This window comes from Arthrobacter sp. TE12232 (assembly GCF_054062615.1).
This window is the reverse complement of the sequence record NZ_JBSSFK010000001.1, coordinates 3,926,678-3,944,418: the sequence shown is the minus strand read 5'-3', so window position 1 is coordinate 3,944,418 and position 17,741 is coordinate 3,926,678. Positions and strand designations below refer to the sequence as shown.

General features: G+C 66.1%; 20 protein-coding genes and 1 other RNA gene. 7 read left to right on the top strand and 14 right to left on the bottom strand.

Translation table 11 applies throughout. From position 1 onward, the window contains the following. The first annotated feature begins 32 nt into the window (after nt 1-32). From ACVWZ7_RS17635 to ACVWZ7_RS17620, 4 genes are all read left to right on the top strand, one after another. Entirely contained in the window at nt 33-404 is a 372-nt protein-coding gene (locus ACVWZ7_RS17635) for a hypothetical protein (protein ID WP_456508599.1), read from the top strand. Nucleotides 405-451: 47 nt separating this feature from the next. Continuing rightward, nucleotides 452-586 (top strand): hypothetical protein, encoded by a 135-nt coding sequence (locus ACVWZ7_RS17630; RefSeq protein ID WP_018775274.1) that lies wholly within the window; start codon nt 452-454, stop codon nt 584-586. Nucleotides 587-724: 138 nt separating this feature from the next. After that, the gene (locus ACVWZ7_RS17625; RefSeq protein WP_344367328.1) at nt 725-1,195 is read left to right on the top strand and encodes a DUF6325 family protein; all 471 of its coding nucleotides are present in this window, start codon (nt 725-727) and stop codon (nt 1,193-1,195) included. 36 nt (nt 1,196-1,231) lie between these two features. Beyond that, nucleotides 1,232-1,570: an SHOCT domain-containing protein gene (locus tag ACVWZ7_RS17620; RefSeq protein WP_456508598.1), complete on the top strand. Its 339-nt coding sequence runs from the start codon at nt 1,232-1,234 to the stop codon at nt 1,568-1,570. 99 nt (nt 1,571-1,669) lie between these two features. On the opposite strand, the gene ssrA is transcribed toward ACVWZ7_RS17620, so the two are convergent. From ssrA to ACVWZ7_RS17555, 13 genes are all read right to left on the bottom strand, one after another. After that, nucleotides 1,670-2,038, bottom strand: a transfer-messenger RNA (tmRNA) gene (gene ssrA / locus ACVWZ7_RS17615). 151 nt (nt 2,039-2,189) lie between these two features. Then, entirely contained in the window at nt 2,190-2,660 is a 471-nt protein-coding gene (gene smpB, locus ACVWZ7_RS17610) for an SsrA-binding protein SmpB (protein ID WP_091249322.1), read from the bottom strand. A gap of 103 nt (nt 2,661-2,763) precedes the next feature. Continuing rightward, nucleotides 2,764-4,164, bottom strand: coding sequence for a peptidoglycan DD-metalloendopeptidase family protein (locus tag ACVWZ7_RS17605; protein WP_116766867.1), 1,401 nt, complete (start codon nt 4,162-4,164; stop codon nt 2,764-2,766). A 26-nt stretch (nt 4,165-4,190) separates the two neighbouring features. After that, nucleotides 4,191-5,105: a permease-like cell division protein FtsX gene (ftsX, locus tag ACVWZ7_RS17600; protein ID WP_091249317.1), complete on the bottom strand. Its 915-nt coding sequence runs from the start codon at nt 5,103-5,105 to the stop codon at nt 4,191-4,193. Next, nucleotides 5,102-5,917, bottom strand: a complete 816-nt coding sequence (ftsE, locus tag ACVWZ7_RS17595; RefSeq protein WP_116766866.1) for a cell division ATP-binding protein FtsE — start codon at nt 5,915-5,917, stop codon at nt 5,102-5,104. The genes ftsX and ftsE overlap by 4 nt, the downstream gene beginning before the upstream one ends. 194 nt (nt 5,918-6,111) lie before the next feature. Continuing rightward, nucleotides 6,112-7,228 (bottom strand): peptide chain release factor 2 gene (gene prfB / locus ACVWZ7_RS17590; protein ID WP_456508597.1). Its coding sequence is split into 2 segments (ribosomal slippage): nt 6,112-6,411 and nt 6,413-7,228, totalling 1,116 coding nucleotides; the frame shifts between segments, so codons are not numbered across the junction. 147 nt (nt 7,229-7,375) lie between these two features. Further along, nucleotides 7,376-7,855, bottom strand: coding sequence for a pilus assembly protein TadG-related protein (locus ACVWZ7_RS17585; RefSeq protein ID WP_337189820.1), 480 nt, complete (start codon nt 7,853-7,855; stop codon nt 7,376-7,378). Further along, nucleotides 7,852-8,352: a hypothetical protein gene (locus ACVWZ7_RS17580; protein ID WP_456508596.1), complete on the bottom strand. Its 501-nt coding sequence runs from the start codon at nt 8,350-8,352 to the stop codon at nt 7,852-7,854. The genes ACVWZ7_RS17585 and ACVWZ7_RS17580 overlap by 4 nt, the downstream gene beginning before the upstream one ends. Next, nucleotides 8,333-8,749, bottom strand: coding sequence for a TadE family protein (locus tag ACVWZ7_RS17575; protein ID WP_116766864.1), 417 nt, complete (start codon nt 8,747-8,749; stop codon nt 8,333-8,335). The genes ACVWZ7_RS17580 and ACVWZ7_RS17575 overlap by 20 nt, the downstream gene beginning before the upstream one ends. A 3-nt stretch (nt 8,750-8,752) precedes the next feature. Beyond that, on the bottom strand, nt 8,753-8,956 hold the full coding sequence (locus ACVWZ7_RS17570) for a hypothetical protein (protein ID WP_425547222.1): 204 nt from the start codon (nt 8,954-8,956) through the stop codon (nt 8,753-8,755). Between the two features lie 342 nt (nt 8,957-9,298). Then, on the bottom strand, nt 9,299-10,240 hold the full coding sequence (locus tag ACVWZ7_RS17565; protein ID WP_456508595.1) for a type II secretion system F family protein: 942 nt from the start codon (nt 10,238-10,240) through the stop codon (nt 9,299-9,301). Further along, on the bottom strand, nt 10,237-11,091 hold the full coding sequence (locus ACVWZ7_RS17560; RefSeq protein WP_344367313.1) for a type II secretion system F family protein: 855 nt from the start codon (nt 11,089-11,091) through the stop codon (nt 10,237-10,239). The genes ACVWZ7_RS17565 and ACVWZ7_RS17560 overlap by 4 nt, the downstream gene beginning before the upstream one ends. After that, the gene (locus ACVWZ7_RS17555) at nt 11,091-12,314 is read right to left on the bottom strand and encodes a CpaF family protein (protein WP_456508594.1); all 1,224 of its coding nucleotides are present in this window, start codon (nt 12,312-12,314) and stop codon (nt 11,091-11,093) included. Before ACVWZ7_RS17555 ends, ACVWZ7_RS17560 begins: the two co-directional genes overlap by 1 nt. A gap of 366 nt (nt 12,315-12,680) precedes the next feature. Here ACVWZ7_RS17555 and ACVWZ7_RS17550 point away from each other — a divergent pair, with 366 nt between their 5' ends. Further along, the gene (locus ACVWZ7_RS17550) at nt 12,681-14,255 is read left to right on the top strand and encodes a DUF2142 domain-containing protein (protein ID WP_456508593.1); all 1,575 of its coding nucleotides are present in this window, start codon (nt 12,681-12,683) and stop codon (nt 14,253-14,255) included. Here ACVWZ7_RS17550 and ACVWZ7_RS17545 read toward each other — a convergent pair. Next, nucleotides 14,252-14,710, bottom strand: a complete 459-nt coding sequence (locus ACVWZ7_RS17545) for a GtrA family protein (RefSeq protein WP_456508592.1) — start codon at nt 14,708-14,710, stop codon at nt 14,252-14,254. The genes ACVWZ7_RS17550 and ACVWZ7_RS17545 overlap by 4 nt on opposite strands. Nucleotides 14,711-14,936: 226 nt before the next feature. Here ACVWZ7_RS17545 and ACVWZ7_RS17540 point away from each other — a divergent pair, with 226 nt between their 5' ends. Then, the gene (locus tag ACVWZ7_RS17540) at nt 14,937-15,998 is read left to right on the top strand and encodes a substrate-binding domain-containing protein (RefSeq protein WP_456508591.1); all 1,062 of its coding nucleotides are present in this window, start codon (nt 14,937-14,939) and stop codon (nt 15,996-15,998) included. Then, a complete protein-coding gene (locus ACVWZ7_RS17535; protein ID WP_456508590.1) occupies nt 15,995-17,665 on the top strand; it encodes a DUF2142 domain-containing protein in 1,671 nt (556 codons plus the stop codon). Before ACVWZ7_RS17540 ends, ACVWZ7_RS17535 begins: the two co-directional genes overlap by 4 nt. Nucleotides 17,666-17,741 lie beyond the last annotated feature (76 nt).

The window sequence follows — 17,741 nt, the reverse complement described above, 5'->3', positions numbered from 1 at the left end:
GGGGGCCGCCGTCGTTCCCGTATCGTTGAAGGATGGTTACCCGACGTGAAGCAGCCCAGATCCTCGACATTCCCTTGGAGATGGCGCACCGTCACGGCATCCCGTCCCGCTTGTCCGAGGCCGAGCTCGGTGAGCTGCTGGACCATCCCCCGGCGTGGCTGCTCCAGTCCAAAGCGAACCGGACCGGGAAGCGCCCTGTCTGGGTCCAGCTCACGTGTGCGGTTTGCGGATTCTCTGAGGCGGCCCGGCCCAAGAAATGGTGGCCGGAGTTCACCTACGTCTGTTGCGCCCACCATGAGGCCCGTGAAATCCCGGTCCTCGGGCCCGGGCTCGTGCGCAGCGTGTACGACGGCGTCGGCAGCCGCTTCGCAGGCATCGTGGACGCCGAGGTTCCCGAGGCGTAGCTTAGAAAGAGGGGCTACTCCGGGCCCCTGCCGTGAGGGAGAGCACCATGCCTGACAAGACGCCGCACCAGAGCGTGTCGAAAAAGTCGGTTAAGACGATCAAGGAAAAACGGGCCGAGAAAAAGGCCAAGCATATCGTTGACGCCCACACCGACCCGGTGGCGCACATCAAGAAGCGCTGAACAATGCTGAAGGCCGGAAGCTGTTGCTTCCGGCCTTCAGCATCTCACCCGGCTCGGGTGGTGACGCCCCGGCGGCGGACGGCCACACTAGGACCAGCGCGCCGGACAGCGCGCTCGAACCAGACCGGAGGAATGCCAGTGACAACCACACCGGAGACCGAGGCCCACGGGCCGGTCGACTTCGTACTCCTTGAGTTCCCCATGACGGGACTGACGGGCCGGGCCAGTGAGGAACTCGTCAAACTCGTCGAGCAGGGCGTTATCCGCCTCTTCGATCTCCTCGTCGTCATGAAGAACGAGGACGGCACTGTGGAAGTGCTCGAACTTACCGACCCGGGCGGGCCGGCGGCGGGGTTCTCCTACTTCGAGGGCGCACAGACAGGGCTTCTGGGCGACGACGATATCGCGGAGGCGTCGGCCGCGCTTCTCCCGGGGACGGTCGCCGCGCTGATTGTCTACGAGAACACTTGGGCAGCGCCGTTCGTAGCGGCCGTTCGCGAAAGCGGTGGCGAGCTCGTCGGGAGTACACGGATTCCCGCGCCGGACGTCATGGAGGCGCTCGACGCCCTCGAGGCCCGCGACGCCGCGACGCCAGCAGCCGACGCATAGGCCCTGACGCAGAAGAAATGTGAGAGGAGAGCAATTATGGGACTTCTTAGGGGTATGGCCCGGACGGCCGTGGTTGCCGGGACGGCATCTGCCGTCAGTGGCCGCGTCCAGCGCCGCCAGGCTAACAAGTTTGCCGAGAAGGATGCCGCTACCGCGGCCAAGCAGCAAGAGGCCTACGATGCGCAGATGGCGCAGCAGCAACCGCCGCCCGAGTACCAGCAACCCGTCTATCAACAGCCACCGCCCCCGCCTCCATCAGCCGGCATCACGGACGACGCCATCCAGCAGCTCAAGGAGCTCGGAGCTCTGAAGGAGCAAGGGATTCTCACCGAAGAAGAGTTCGTGGCCCAGAAGGCGAAGATCCTCGGCAACTGAACGATTCTCCGGGCAGTGCTCCGGCCAATTCTCCCGGGCAACAAAAAAGGTGGGGGAAGTGTCAGTAGACACTTCCCCCACCTTTTTTCGGGGTGATGCTTGTGGAGATGGGGGGAATTGAACCCCCGTCCGATGTCGTGTTGTCAGGGCTTCTCCGGGCGCAGTTTGCGTTGGATTTTCTCGGCCCCAGCCATGCTGCAAACAGCTGGCTGATCCGGGCCCAGTCATCTAAGAGTCCCGTTTACCCCGATGACGGAGGTAAACAGCAGTGGCTATCTAAATGACGCCAGGATCCGGGGCAATAGCAACCTCGGGCTGACGGACTGTCTTACTGCTTAGGCAGCGAGAGCGAAGTCAGTGCGTTTTGATTCGGCACTTATTGGTTTGCAGACAGCGTTTACGAGATAATTCTGCATCCTCGGCCCGCTTCACCTGTCGCGACTAACATCGTCGAAACCGATCATCCCCGTATTTTTTTATCAAACCGGACTAGCCTGATGCTGAACCGCTTCGCGGTCCTGCTTCGTTCCTTCCCGGACAATCAATCATAACGCACGACCCCTGGGAAACATTCCCGGCAACGTTCCAGGGGCCCGCCGGCCAGACGGTAGATCGCCCGCTAGCGCCGGTTGCGTTCGCGCATGACCCGCTGGGCCTCGCGCTTGTCCTGCTGTTCGCGCAGCGTCTGGCGCTTGTCGTATTCCTTCTTACCGCGGGCGACGCCGATTTCCACCTTCGCGCGGCCGTCCACGAAATACAACTGCAGCGGCACGATCGTGAAACCCGATTCCCGGATCTTGTGCGAGATCTTCGTGAGCTCCTCGCGGTGCAGCAGCAGCTTGCGGCGGCGGCGTGCGGCGTGGTTGGTCCAGCTCCCCTGGTGGTATTCGGGGATGTGGATGCCCTCCATCCACAGCTCATCGTTATAGAACGTGCAGAAGCCGTCGACCATTGAGGCATGGCCTTCGCGCAGGGACTTTACTTCAGTGCCCATCAGCGCGATGCCGGCCTCGTATGTGTCAAGGATGTGGTAGTCGTGCCGGGCCTTGCGGTTGGTGGCCACTACCTTACGGCCACTTTCTTTGGGCACGGTAGGACTCCTTGGTTGTGGTGGTGATTCACTCCGGCCGGGTGGCGCGGAACCTTTCCAGTTTACGGCAGGGCGGCCGCCGCAGCGGATGGCCCGGGACGGGCTACAGCAGGGTCATGGGGTCCACGGCCCGGCCGTTGAGCCAGGTCTCGAAGTGCGCGTGGCACCCGGTGGAGTTGCCGGTGGTTCCCGAGTAGGCGATCAGCTGCCCCTGTTCAACGTGCTGGCCGACCGAGACCGTCACAGAGGTGTTGTGGTAGTAGATCGTGGTCAGCGAGTTGCCCTGGATGACACCGTGGGAAATCTTCACCCGGTTGCCGCCGCCGTCGTTGCCCCAGCCGGCCGAGAAGACGGTGCCGGCCGCCGCGGCGTAAACGGGGGTGCCGCACGTGGCGCCGAAGTCGATGCCGGTGTGCATATAGCCGCCGGTGCCGTAGAAGTCGATGGTGCCGGGCGGCGTCGCGCGCCAGCCGAATCCGGACGTGATCGGGATGTTGGAAGAGAACGGGTGCCGGAGGCCGAAGGCCGACGGCGGTCCCTGGACCGGAACGTAGGGCTGGACCGCCTGTCCCTGCGCACGGGCGGCCGCGGCCGCGGCCTCGGCGATGCGGCGCTGCTCGGCTTCCCAGGCCTCACGCAGTTTCCGGTCGCGTTCGGCGATATCGGCGGCGACGGCGTCCTGCTGGGCTTTGACCTGGGCGAGCTGGTTCTGGATGCCGGGCTTGGCAGCCTGGAGTTCGGCGTCGATCCTGGTGGTATCGGCGATGAGCTTGTCCACCTGCGCCTTCTTGGCTTCGGCCTCGTCCCGGGCGGCCTTCTCCCGTGCCAGTGCTGCGTCGGCTTTGGCCTTGAGGTCCGTGATTTCGGCCTCGACGGCTGCCAGCCGGGCCTGCGCGTTGACGTTGGTGGCACTCTGCTGCGTGAGCTTGTCCATCGCGGAGTTTTGGCTGCGCAGGGCCTGGTCCGCGAGGTCGATGGTGTCGGTCAGGCTGCCGCCCTGGTTCGAGCCGAAGAACAATGACAGGTTGGACGGTACGCCGCCGGACTTGTAGGCCTGCGTGGCGATCTGCCCGATCAGCTTGCGGGTGTCGGCGATCTTCTGCTTATCGCTCTCGAGCTGCGCGGTGATTTTGGCCTTGTTCTGCTGCGCGAGGTCCACGCGGGCAGCGAGGGCGTCCACCTCCTGGACTGCTCCGGCCACCCGTCCCTGGGCGTCCATGAGGGCCTGCTGGGCGGCGGGGAGCTGGCCCTGGTACAGGACCAGGTCTGCCGCGGCCTGGGCGATCCTGGCATCCACGAACTCCAGGGAGTCCTGGACCTGCGCCGCCTGATCCTTCAGTGCGGCCTGCTGGTCGTCCAGGTTGTCCGCAAATGCCACCGGCGCCGAGGCGCCCAGGCTTCCCGCGAGGACCAAGGCCAGGGTGGCGCTGATCATCCGGCTGCGGCGTCCCACCAGGCGAAGCCGGAGGGGGTGCCGGAGGGGGCGGGGGGCCATCGGTGTCATAAGCATTCCCTTTTCGTTGCGCAAAGCTAGACCCGCAAGTACCGGCGGAGGGTCAGCAGGGAGGAAATTCCGGCCAGGACGACGCCCAGGCCAATCAGGGCAGGTGCCAGCATCAGGGTCTGCCCCGGCGAGATGAAGGCGGTGTCCGGGTACTGCTTGGACAGGACCTCGCCGAGGAAGAAGTGGGCCACGGCCCACAGGGTGCCGGAGGCCAGGGCGGCGCCGATCACCGCGGCGATGACGCCTTCGAGGATGAACGGCAGCTGGATCACCATCTTGGACGCTCCCACGAGCCGCATGATGCCCGTCTCGCGGCGTCGGCTGAACGCGGAGAGCCGGATGGTGGTCGCAATCAGCAGGATGGCGCAAATGATCATGACGCCGGCGATGCTCACCGCCACGAGGGACGCCGCGTTCATGGCCGAGAACAGGCGCTCCAGCAGCTGGCGCTGGTCGATCACGGTCTCCACGCCGGCCTGCGAGGAAAAGGTCTCGCTGATGATCTCGTACTTCTCCGGGTCCTTCATGTTGATCCGGAACGAGGCCGGAAGCTGGTCCGGGGTCACGGAGTCGACGATCGGGGAATTGGAGAACTGTTCCTTGAAGTGCTTGTAGGCGTCGTCTTTGGACTCGTACTGGAAGTCGTTGACGTACTGCGCCACCGCGGGCGACTGCAGGAGCTTGCGCAGGTTGTCTTCCTGCTCCGGGGTGGCAGGCCCAGTGGCGCAGCCGGGCGCCGTCGAACCGTCACTGCACAGGAAGATGGCCACCTGGACTTTGTCGTACCAGTAGCCCTTCATCTGGTTGATCTGCAACTGGAGCATGCCGGCGGCGCCGACGAAGGTCAGGGACACGAAGGTCACCAGGATGACGGAGATCACCATGGACAGGTTGCGGCGCAGGCCGCTGCCGATCTCGCTCAGGACGAATGCAAGCCTCACGCCTGGCCCTCCCCTGCGGTGCGGAGCCCGCGCGCTTCGGCGCGTGTTTCCGCACGGGGGGACGCAGCGGGCGGCTCGTCCCGGCCGCTGGCGTCGCGCAGGCGGCGCGACTGGCCCACCACCGGAATCATGGACGTGTACAGGGCCCTGGCCTCGTCGCGGATCACGACGCCGTTCTTGAGTTCCACGACCCGTTTGCGCATCTCGTTGACGATGTCGTCGTCGTGCGTGGCCATCACCACGGTGGTGCCGTTCTGGTTGATCTTGTCCAGCACGCCCATGATGCCCATCGAGGTGGTGGGGTCCAGGTTGCCGGTGGGTTCGTCGGCCAGCAGGATGCCGGGCCGGTTCACGACGGCGCGGGCGATCGCCACGCGCTGCTGCTCACCGCCGGAGAGTTCGTGCGGGAGCCGGTTTTCCTTGCCTTCCAGGCCCACGGTCTTGAGGACCTCGGGGACGGTGTCGCGGATGACGCTGCGGCTCTTGCCGATGACCTGCATGGCGAAGGCGACGTTGGCGAAGACTGTCTTTTGCGGCAGCAGGCGGAAGTCCTGGAAGACGACGCCGATGCCTCGGCGCAGGCGCGGCACGCGCCAGCTGGAGATGTTGGCGACGTTCTGGCCGGCGACGTACACGGCCCCGGAGGAGGCGCGGTCCTCTTTGAGGACCAGGCGCAGGAAGGTCGACTTGCCGGAGCCGGAGGCCCCGACGAGGAAGGCGAATTCGCCGCGGTCGATCTCAAGGTTGATCGAATCCAGCGCCGGCCGCGCCTTCTGGTCATAGACCTTGGTGACATTTTCGAAACGGATCATGGCCCTTAGTACCCTGCAGGACATGGCCGCGGGGACCCGGTTCTGCTGCCGGCGCAAGGGCTTTCGTGTGGGGGAAGTAGAGCTCCGGCCCCTCGACTATACGCACGGGTAACGGCGGATCGGCCGGAACGGCGGGGCGTGTCGCACGATTGTCAGCGACCTCCCAGTCGAGGCGACCGGCCGGGGTGCGGGGCCTACTTCTCGGCGTTGCGGTTGTCGGTCCGCCAGCGGATCCCGGCGTCGATGAAGTCGTCGATTTCGCCGTCGAACACCGCCGAGGTGTTGCCGACCTCGTGCTCGGTGCGCAGGTCCTTGACCATCTGGTACGGGTTCAGGACGTAGGAGCGCATCTGGTCGCCCCACGAGGCTTTGACGTCGCCGGCGAACGCCTTCTTCTCGGCGTCCTCCTGTTCCTTCTTCAGCAGCAGCAGGCGGGACTGCAGCACCCTCAGGGCGGCGGCGCGGTTCTGCAGCTGCGATTTCTCGTTCTGCATGGGACACCACGGTCCCGGTGGGGATGTGGGTCAGGCGCACGGCGGAGTCGGTGGTGTTGACCGACTGGCCGCCGGGGCCGGAGGACCGGAAGACGTCGACGCGGATCTCGTTGTCGGGGATGTCGATGGAGTCCGTCTGCTCGATCAGCGGGATCACTTCCACTGCGGCGAAGGAGGTCTGGCGGCGGCCCTGGTTGTCGAACGGGCTGATCCGGACCAGGCGGTGGGTACCGGCCTCGACGCTGAGCGTGCCGTAGGCGTAGGGCGCCTTGACCTCGAACGTCGCGGACTTCAGCCCGGCTTCTTCGGCGTAGGAGGTGTCCATGATGGTGGTCGGGTAGCCGTGGCGTTCGGCCCAGCGCAGGTACATGCGCAGCAGCATTTCGGCGAAGTCCGCCGCGTCCACGCCGCCAGCTCCGGCCCGGATGGTCACCACGGCTTCGCGCTCGTCGAACTCGCCAGAGAGCAGTGTGACCACTTCGAGCTCGCCCAGCGCCTTGCGGACCGATTCCAGCTCCGCGGCGGCGTCGGCCATGGATTCGGCGTCGTCCTCGTCTTGGCCGAGCTCCACCAGGACCTCGAGGTCGTCGATCCGGGCCGCCAGCTTGTTGAGGCGCTCGAGCTCGGACTGCTTGTGCGAGAGCTTCGAGGTGATGACCTGCGCCGCGGCGGGGTCGTCCCACAGGTTGGGTTCACCGGCCCGCTCGCTGAGCTCGGCGATGTCTTCCTTGAGCGCCTCGACGTTCGAGACGTTCTCGATGGACGCATAGGTGGCCCGCAGCGCGCGGATTTCAGCGGGAAAATCAATGTTTGCCATGGTTTTTTAAGCCTACGCTATGTGTCCTAGCCCCCTGACCCTCACCGCGGCCCCCTTCCCCTCCCGGATGCCCTGTCACTTGGGGCTGCTATCGGCCCCGGTTGGCAGCATCTACTGATAGGGCAACCGGGATGTTGGGGACGCGGGTCAGCGGCTGAGGCGGGACCGCGCCGTCGACGTCGCCTCGATCCGGATGCCGTCGGGCACCAGGAAGTTCACCACTGGCGGGTGGACCGCAGCGCTGAGCACCACGACGGCGGTGGCACCGTCCGGGCTGCCCGTGGACGGCGCCACACTGAGGCCGCTGACGCGACCGAAGGCGCCGTTGCGGCTCAGATAGTCGACGGCGGCGCTGCGCACCCTGGTACCGCTCAATACGGCGGATGGCGTGCCGCCGGCGTTGCCGAGCTGCCCGAGCGTGAAGCTGTCCGCTGCGGCCACCGAGGCGCCGTCCGCGAGCGAGAGCAGTTTCTTGTGTTCGAGGTAGACGCTGGAAGCGGCAATGACGACGGTCGCGACAAGCAGGGCAATCACGACGAACCCGATGCTCAGCACCAGCACCTGGCCCTCCTGCGGGCGGGACGGGTTCCTGGCTGGATGCTGGAATGCACCGACGTGGATTTTCACCGGAACCTTCCCACCAGCTGGGTTGCCGAGGCGCTGAGCTGGCTCGCGTTGAGATGAAGCACATCGCTGAAGGGCACAAAGGGCAGCGGCACGGCGAGGTGAACGGTGACCGTCACCGCCGAGCCGGGAGCCAGACAGTCCGCGGGTTCGCAGCGTGTGTCGATGCTGGCGTTCTCCGGCGGCTGCCCGTAGTCGGCGAGCGCCAGCAGCACGGCCTGCTCGGCAGCGGCCCGGCCGCTTGCCGCGTCCGGCTGGGCGACATAGACCTTGGCGGCCTGGTCCGCGGCGCCAACCACAGCGAACGAGCCGCCCTGGATCTGGCCCACGGTGACGATGAAGTACACGAGGGGCACCATCAGCAGCATGGACAGGAAAACGAACTCGATCACGGCACTCCCCTGTTCCAGCCCGGCGCTGAGGTCCCGAGAGACGCCGTCGCCCCCGGGGACGCCCCGGACTGGGCGGGGCGCTGCGCCGTTACGGCTGGATGGCCGCATGGCCCTTCACCTCCAGGAGCGCCCGTGGACCGATAAAGCCGATGACCGGCAAGGGCGCACGGACAGTGACTTCCAGCGTGCGGATGCCCTGGTACGTGGACTCGCTGGTGGCCACGTCCCGGGCGAAATCGGGGTTCAGCGCCGCCGTGATCAGCTGGACCGTACGGTCCCGGGCATCCCCGGAGTTGCGGTCCGCCAGCGTGCCGTATCTGGCCCCCGAGGCGGCGGCGTCTATCAGCGTGTTCCGCACATGGAGGACCAAGGTGAGCTGGACGATCGCGAGGAAGAACAACGTGAGCAGCGCGCCGATCAGCACGAAGTCCACCACGGCGGCCCCACGCTCACGGTCTGTGATGCGCCGGAGCCCGGTGCCGTGCCCCGCGCCTTGTGCCGCCACCTGCTACTGTCCGACCTTATCCATGGCCTGGTTGAAGAGCCCCTCCAGTGCCGGACCGGCGAGGGCCAGAAGGGCTGCCACGAGGACGGCGGACATAAGGGTGATCATCACCCAGCCGGGCACATCCCCCCGCTCCGGATGGTCTGCTACCGGGGCACGGTGGTCCCCCGGCCGCAGCCGCGACGCGACAGACCGCCACGTCACCATGCTCAGCGCCATCAATGCCATCCGGGTTCCGAAGTTCTTCACGGTGTCCTCTTTCCTCGTTCTTCTCGTGCCTGATCTCTCTTGTTTCGTGCTTCTGTCTTTCCGCTGCTTCTGTCTTTCCGGTGCTGTTGTCGATCTGGTGCATCTGGTTTCCTGCGCTTCGTGCCTGAATCCTGGTGATGCTTCGGTGCAGAACCTGGCACCGCATCCGGGCCGGCAAGTCCCGGACCGCGGGACGTTCTTCGTATCCTCTTCCGTCGTCGTATGGCTTTTTTTGAATTCCGTCCTTATGGCCTGCAAGGCCTCGCCGTCTGCGCCGCGTCCAGGCTGGGCTGGCGGCTCCTAGAGTCCGAGACTGATGGCGGCCAGGCCGGGGAACACGGCGAAGATGACTGTTAGCGGAAGCACCCCGAAGACGAGCGGCACCATCATCCCGATCTCCTTCTTGCCGGCGGACTCCATGAGCTCCCTTTTGGCTGTGTCCCGGACATCCTGTGCCTGCGCGCGTAGGACGTCGGCCAGGGGTGTTCCGCGCTCCACGGCCACGATCATTCCGTCGACGAAACGGAGAAGGGGTCCCTGATCCGTCCTGGCCGAGAACTCCCGCAGGGCCTCCACGAGGGGCTTCCCGGCCCGGGTCTCGGAGAGGACGCGGCTGAATTCGTGCGAGAGCTCGCCCCGGGCGCTGCGGCAGACCCTGTCCAGCGCACCGGTGGCGCTTTCCCCGGCACTGACAGCGAGGGCCATGAGTTCGGCGATGCTGGGAAACTCCGCCATCGTCAGCGCCTCCCGTTTCTTGATGTGCGCTCCCAGCAGGTAGTCCCGGAGCAGGAACCCGCCCACGGCGCTCCCCACGACGGCCACCACCGCAACGAACGGGCTGAAGCTGCCAAGACTGCCGGCGAGCGCCACGACGCCGACGGCGAGGACAAAGCCGCCGGCCGCCCACACGAGCTGTTCGGCCCGGAAGTCCACCGCTGTCTTGGCGCTCCCGGCGCGGGCAAGCCTGCGGTTCAAGGCCGTCGCACCAAGGTTGATTCGGCCTAGTGATCTGACGCCGTCGCGGATCGCCGGGCGGAGAATCCTTTCCAGCGGCCCGAACGGCGTGACATTGCGCGGGGCGGTCCGCAGGAGCCGGGATTCCAGGTTGTGGGTTCTCAATTGCGGACCGATACGTTCGACGAACGTCGTCGGGCGCATGAAGGGAAGCCGCACGAGGAACAGCCAGAGTCCGGCCCCGAGGACTGAGCCGCATACCGTGGCACCCGCCATCAGCCCGGTCATCGGAGCACCCGCTGCTCTTCCGGCAGCGCCCCGATCCGCAACATGATGGCATAGGAAATCAAAGAGACAGCCAGGCCGCCCAGTAGGACCGCCGCCCCGGCCGCGGTGTTGTAGGCCATCACGGCCTCGGGCCTGCTGGCCAGCAGCACCAGCACAATCCAGGGCGCCGCGACGGCCAGCCGGGCGGCGTTGACGGTCCAGGACTGTCTGGCCTCCAACTCACTCCGGGTCCGGGCGCTCTCACGCAAGAACTCGGCGAGGGTGCCGAGGAGTCGCCCGAGATCAGACCCGCCCACCTCCCGGGTGAGCCGGAGCGCCTCGACAATCCGGTCCGCCACGGGATCAGCCAGGCGTTCTTTGAGCCGGGTGAGCGAGGGATCGAACTGGCCTCCGGAACGGTAGTCGGAGCCGAAGTCCACGAACACGTGGCGAAGCTCCACGGGGCCTTTCTCGCCAAGTTGGATCAGGGCCTCGGGCAGTGACAGGCCGGCCCTGATGGCTGACCGGAGGTGGTCTACGACGTCGGGCCAGAGTTGGCGGAGGACGGCCGTGCGCTTCCTTGCACGCCACCGGACGATCGCCATCGGCAGCCAGCCGCCAAACAGGCCAAAGCATCCCGAGATCGGCCACGACGCTGTCACTGCGAAGAAGGCCAGGGTTGTAAATACGCCGACCCCGAGGCACGAGGCGAGCAGGCCTGCCGCGCTGACCTTTTCGATGCCCGCCGTCCGCAGCAGATCCTCAACCCTGCTGGTCCGGGACTTGCGCCCGGAGCTCCCGGGCTGCTCCCACGCGGACCACCAGATCAAGAGAAGTCCGGCCCCGCCCAGCATCCCCAGGAGCGGCGCCATTAGCGCGGCTCCAGGAGCGCCGCGACGTCATAGCCGGAGCGGGCGAACTTTTCCGCGGCGGGCATCGAGTTGGCCTTCGGAAGAAGCTGCCCGTCCGACATCGTGAACACCATGGAGGATTCGATGATTCCGTTTTCCACGCGGCGGCCCAGCGACAGGATCTCGGTGACCTGTCGGCGCCCGTTGGCGTGCCGGCTGCAGTGGACCACCAGGTCGATGCAGGACGCCACCGTGGGAACCACGAAGGCACTGGAAATGTTGTCGCCGGCGAGCAACGGCAGCGTGCAAATCTTCGTCACGGCGTCATGTGCGGAGTTTGCATGGACGGTGCACATCCCGGGAAGACCCGAATTCAAGGCTATGAGCATGTCAAGGCTCTCAGCCTCCCTGACCTCCCCCACCACGAGCCGGTCGGGCCGCATGCGCAAGGCCTCCTTGACGAGCCGCCGCAGCGGAATTTCCCCCTGCCCCTCCAAGTTCGGTTGCCGGCACTGCAGCCCCACGACGTCGCGGAGCGGAAACTGCAGTTCGAAGATCTCCTCCACCGTGATGACCCGCTCACGGGTGCCGATGCTCGCCGCGAGGCAGTTCAGCATGGTGGTTTTGCCAGCCTGGGTGGCGCCCGAGACCAGGATGTTGAGGCCGCTGGCGACGGCCGCACCGAGGAACCTGGCCGCCTGCGGGGTCAGCGTTCCCAGCTCCACCAGGTGCTCCAGCCGGCTGGCCTTGACCACGAACTTGCGGATATTGATGGCCCAGTGCCGCCGGGTGACATCCGGGATGACCACATGCAGACGTGAGCCGTCCGGGAGCGCCGCATCCACGAACGGGGAGGACATGTCCAGCCGACGGCCGGAGCTCTTCAGCATCCGTTCCACGAGGTCCCGGACCTGCTGGTCCGTCAACGACACAGAAGTCAGCTCCGATTCGCCGTTGCGCGCCACATAGATCTCGCTGGGCGCATTGAGCCAGATTTCCTCGATGCCCGGATCGTCCAGGAGGGGCTGCAGCGCGCCGAAGCCGGCCACGGCGTCGTAGACGAATCTCCGCGCCGACTCCAACGGCCCCAGTGGCGGCAGCGGCGCCAGCAAGGCCCGCTCGTCGTAGTCGCTGACCGCCGCTTCGACCAGCCGCCGGACCTCCCCGGACTGCCGCAGGGGGTCCAGGCCGCGCCGGCGGATCAGCTCGCGGACCTCGTCCTCGACAATGCGCACAGCCTCCATGCAGCCCCCAATATGACTGACGCCCCACTGCCGAGGCGATGAAAGTGGCTTAAACCTAGGCGGCACTGCCCGGCCGGACAAGGGGTGCGGCGGCCTTATGTGGATAACCGCCACCGTGGCGGGACAACATCTTTCTCACCGGTCACAGCAGGCTCATTGGCCTCACGGCCGGACCGAGCCGGAGCGGCCGGTCGGGCGGACAGCGCTTTTGTACCGGGTGCCTGGTGGCCCTACGATCGACGGGGGACAGACGGGCCCCGGCGTCCCGACGCGGTGTTCTGCGCGAATCTTCATGAGCAGTTTTCCGGCGGGGCGCTTCAAGGGCGCTGGACGCGTCTCATCACTGTGAAACGGTGCACTGAATCCATGAGTCTTCCCTTGCGCAAAGCGCAGCGGCCCCGCCAGGCGAATCCGGCGCAGTCCAAGCCCCCCGCACCGGTCCTGCGCTTCGGCATGATCTTCCTGATCCTGTCGATGTTCAGCACGTTGTGGAGCCTTGCCTCTCCCCTGATGTCGGTCCCCGACGAACCGGCCCACACGATCAAGGCCGCCGCCGTGGCCCGGGGGCAGTTCCTCGGCACGTCCGGACAGACCCAGGGCGAACAGCTTCAGGTGGTGGTGCCCAAGTACATCGCCGACACCCAGTCCCTAACCTGCTTCGCCTTCAAAGTGATCGTCACCGCTGACTGCTCCCCCGGGCTGGATTCCGCGGACCGGCAGCCGACGACGGCCGGCACGTCGGCCGGCAACTACAACCCCCTGTACTACCTGGTGGTGGGCCTGCCCTCCACGATCCTGAGCGGCGAGCCGGCCATCTACGCCATGCGGATCCTCAGCGGATTGCTGTGCTCTTTGTTCCTCGCTGCCACGCTCCTCGCCACCACCCAGTTCGCCAACCGGCGCTGGCCCGTCGCGGCCGCGGGGATCGCCGTCACGCCCATGGTTCTCTACCTCTGCGGGTCCATCAACCCGAATGCCCTGGAGATCGTCGCCACCTCAGCAGTGTTCGTCAACCTGTGCCTCGTGCTTGAGAACGTGCGGGAGCTGTCCCGGTTCCGGTTCAACATCGTTGTTGTGGGGGTCGCTGCCGCCGTCCTGGCCAACACCCGGGCGTTGTCACTGCTGTGGCTTGCCCTGGCTGTCATTGCCGCCCTGCTCATGGTCCCGCCCCGGGATCTACTGCTCCTGGTGAAGAACAAGCTCGTCCTGGCCATGGCCGCCCTGATTGCCGTCGCGGCGGCCCTCGGCCTCCTGTGGCTCAAGACAGCCAACACCCTCGCCAGCCTGCTGGGCACCCCCGGTACCGTCACCCCGGAGCAAGCCTTCGGCACCATGGTTGAGCGGACATTCGACATCGCGGCCTCCTACGTGGCCCAGCTCGGCTGGCTGGACACCAACGGTCCCACCGGCGTCTACTTTTGGTGGTCCTGCCTCACCGGGGCACTCATGGTCGCCGCGGTGTCCGTCAGGCTGTGGCGCCCTCGGCTCGGATTCATCGTGCTGCTCGCCGCGGCGATCGCCATCCCGCCAATCCTTCAGGCTCAGGTGGTCACGGAGTTGGGCTACATCTGGCAAGGCCGCTACCTTCTGCCCGTGATTGTCCCGATGCTCCTGGCCGCGGGACTGGCCCTGCGCTTCCTCCGGTTCCCCGACTCGCTCTTCGCGCGGAGAATCACGATGTGGGCGATCGGGCTCACCGCGGCCGCGCACACCGCGGTGTTCGCCAATGCCTTGCGCAGGTACGGAGTCGGAATATCCACCGAAGCCAACTGGGCGGACATGTTCGGGGCAACCAAGTGGGAGCCGCCGCTGGGCTGGCTTCCCCTGGCTCTTGCCTATCTGGCCGTGACAGCCGTGGCGGGAGTCCTGCTGTACCGCCAATTGTCGCCCGGCCAGCCCCCGGCCGGGGAGCCCATCAACGACGGAAGCAGCCTTAGCTAATCCCGATGATGAGGGCCGCTGGCAGGGGTCGCGGAGGCGTCGAGGTCGACGATGTCGCGGTCATGCTCCGGCGCGGGCTTGAAGATCCAGTGCTTGTAGAGCAAGAAGTTCCAGGCGGTCGTGGCGATGGTCGCGATGACCTTGCCGAGCGCGTAGGACTGGCCGGCCCCTGCGGCGAGATTGACGATCACGTCTGTTGCCACGACATTGAACGCTACAAGTGCCCCGTATTTGATGAAGCTGACGTGGGCCCGGGCGCCGGACTGGAACGTGAAGTTCTTTTGGACGAAGAAGTTGAAGACCAGGCTGGTCAGGAAGGCGATCGGGGTGGCAATCCACAGATCGACGTTGCCCACCTCATGAAGGAGGGCCAGGAGTCCGAGGTCGATGGCGAAGGAAAGCCCTCCCACCACGAGGAACTTGACCAGGAAGCCGTCGCGCACAAGGGTCTTCATGCGGTGAGCAAGGCTCACAATTCAATCCCCATTGTTCGAACATACCGCCTGTAATCGTTGATGTGTCCGGGCGCTTTCATCCACAGGGACATCCGGCAAGTCTAGACCAGCACCGCGTGCCGTGCAGACTCCGGTGACGTGTTCCGGCAACCCCTCGACACCACGGGACCGGCTAGGGTAATAAGGAACGGTTTCGGAGGCATTCCGGAACGGGAAGGGAAATTCTTTGCGCAATCGGTCCACAGGTGGAGTTCTCGCCTGCATTCTGCTGCTGGGAATCGGAGTGACCGGTTGCTCCGGAGGAACGCCCGTCAGCGACGTCCGGGGATCCCTCACCGCGATCGGAACGCCCGTGCAGAAGGGGCCGATCGAGGCCTGGAGCAACGCCTGGAGCAAGGAACTCACCGCCACGTCGCTCAACTACTCCCCGGACGGATCCGACGTCGGACTGAGGGCCCTGGCCACGCGCCAAGCCTACTTCGCCGCACTGGACGGTCCCCTGACACCGGAACAGCAGAACCAGACCAAGGACGTGTGCGGGCCGGCGGGCGCATTCTCCGTTCCCGTTTCCGTGACCTCCATCGGCGTCGCGCTCAACAATCCGAGCCTTCGGAACGTCAAGCTGACCCGCGAAGTCCTGGCCGGGATCTTCTCCGGCTCCATCACCCGCTGGGACGCGCGTGAGATCGCGGACATCAACCCCGACATCACCCTCCCCTCGGACGACATCGCCCCCATCGTGGCCACGGAGCCCAGCGTGGAAACGGAAGCGGCCACAAAGTACCTCAGCGCCGACCCCGCCTGGACCTCGGGCGTATCCGCCACCTGGCCGAAGACCGGCAACGCCGTCACCGTCAAGAAGCACTCCGACCTTGCCGACAAGGTCGACAAGACCCCCGGCGGCATCGCGTTCATGGACCTCGGCTCGATCGGCAGCCGCTTCGAAACCGCCTTGCTCTCCTTCGGCGGAGGTTACGTCCGCATGTCCAAGGACTCCGCCGCGGTTGCCGCCCAAGAGGGCACCACCCGGACGCTGCCCACCGGGGTGGAATTCACTCTGCCCGAGACAAGCAACCAGGGCTACGCCCTCGGCGTCGTCGGTTACCAGGCCTTCTGCGGTAAGTATTCAAACCACCAGCTGAGCACGCTCGTAAAGTCCTGGGGCACCTTTGTCCTCAGTTCCGACGGCCAGGTGTCCTCAACGTACTTCGCCAGTGTCGCCTCTCCCAGCGAAGAGGCCATTCGGGAATCCAAAAAGCTGATTGACACGATCGGGGACGCACAGTGATTCACGCAACCGAGGCGGCCCGCACGTCACCAGCAGGCTCCGTGCCCGGCGCCCGGCCCGGCAAGGCTCGGCGGTTCGCGCTGTCGGCAACCACCCGCGGTGGCATGGGCTTCTTCCTTCCTGTCTTCGCCCTTTTGTCCCTCCTCATCACCCTGTGGATCCTGGCCACCCCCCTCATGGCCTATCCGGACGAACCCTCGCACACCATCAAGGCGGCCGCTGTATCCCGGGGCCAGTTTTTCCCGGGCCCCGGCGAATCGTACGGCCACGGCGTCCATGTGCAGGTTCCGTCCTACATCGCCAACGTGCAGGCGCAGATGTGCTTCCCCTTCCAGGTGACGAAACCGGCAGGCTGCGCCCCGGCGATCCCCCTCGATGACAACGACCTCACCATCGGTGTGACGTCGGCCGGACTGTACAACCCCTTCTACTACTGGCTTGTCGGGCTGCCCAGCCTCGTCATGTCCGGGGCCCCGGCGATCTACGCCATGCGCATCGTCAGCGGTCTGCTGTCCGCAGCCTTCTACGCCGCCGGTTTCACGGCCCTGCACCGGCTGCGCCACCCCAAGTGGCCGCTCGTCGCGGCCGCCATTTCGACGACGCCGATGGTCCTGTTCCTGGGCAGCGGCATCAATCCGAATTCGCTGGAAATCGCGGCCTCCATGGCGGCCTTCTGCGGGCTGGTGTCCGTGCTGGAGAACTCGCGGCACCTGGAGCGGGCCCGCCCGGGCATCCTGACGGTCGGCATCGCGGCCGCGACTCTCGCGAACACCCGCAACATATCCCTGTTGTGGCTGCTGTGCGGCGCGATCGTTGCCTGCCTCTTCTTCCGGCGCGCTGACATCGTCGCCATCTTCAGGAACCGGGTGGTGCTGGCAGTAACCGCACTGGCCACTGCGGGCATCGTCCTGGGCGTGGCGTGGAATTTCCTGATGCTCCGGGCACCGGCTTCGGCCGGCGAAGCCCCGGCCGGGATCTCCAACGTCGCCGGCGAGGTGCGGCCGTACAACGCGTTCCTGACGATGATGGACAAGTCCTTCGACTTTGTCGGCCAGTACATCGGCGTTGCGGGGTGGCTGGACGCACCGGTTCCGCAGGCCGTCCAGATGTTCTGGAGCATGTTGCTCATCGGGCTCATGCTCACGGTCATGCTGGTCCGGCCCTACCGGCTGCAGGCTGCCTTCTGGGTGGCGGTCGCATTGCTGGCGGTGGTCCCTGCCGTGGTGCAGGCGGCCCTCATCAACACCACCGGCTTCATCTGGCAGGGCCGGTACAGCCTGCCGCTGTTCACGATCGCGGTCATCTCGACCGGGCTCGCCATGCGGTTCCGGCCGTTCGGACAGCGGCCGCAGAGCATGACCATCGCCCGGATCCTGCTGGTGGCCGGCTGCGTCGCACACGCCTATGCCTTTGTGAACGTTCTCCGGCGCTATGTTGTGGGCATCCAGGAAACGGCCAACTGGCAGACCATGTTCACCGTGCCGGGCTGGCAGCCGCCGCTGACCTGGGAGGTCCTCACCCTGGCCTTCACCGCGGCAGTCCTGCTCTGCGCCTCGAAGCTGTTCAGCTACCTGTTCCCGGGCCATACTCTGCTCCCGAAGCGGCCGTGGCCGTCCAGGACCAGGCTGGCCCGCAAGCGTCCCGCTGCCGAGGCCGCGGCCGGCTGAGCCCGCGGCTCCCGCGGCTCCCGCGGCTCCCGCGGCTCCCGCGGCTCCCGCACCAAAAAGACCCGTCCACGCCATG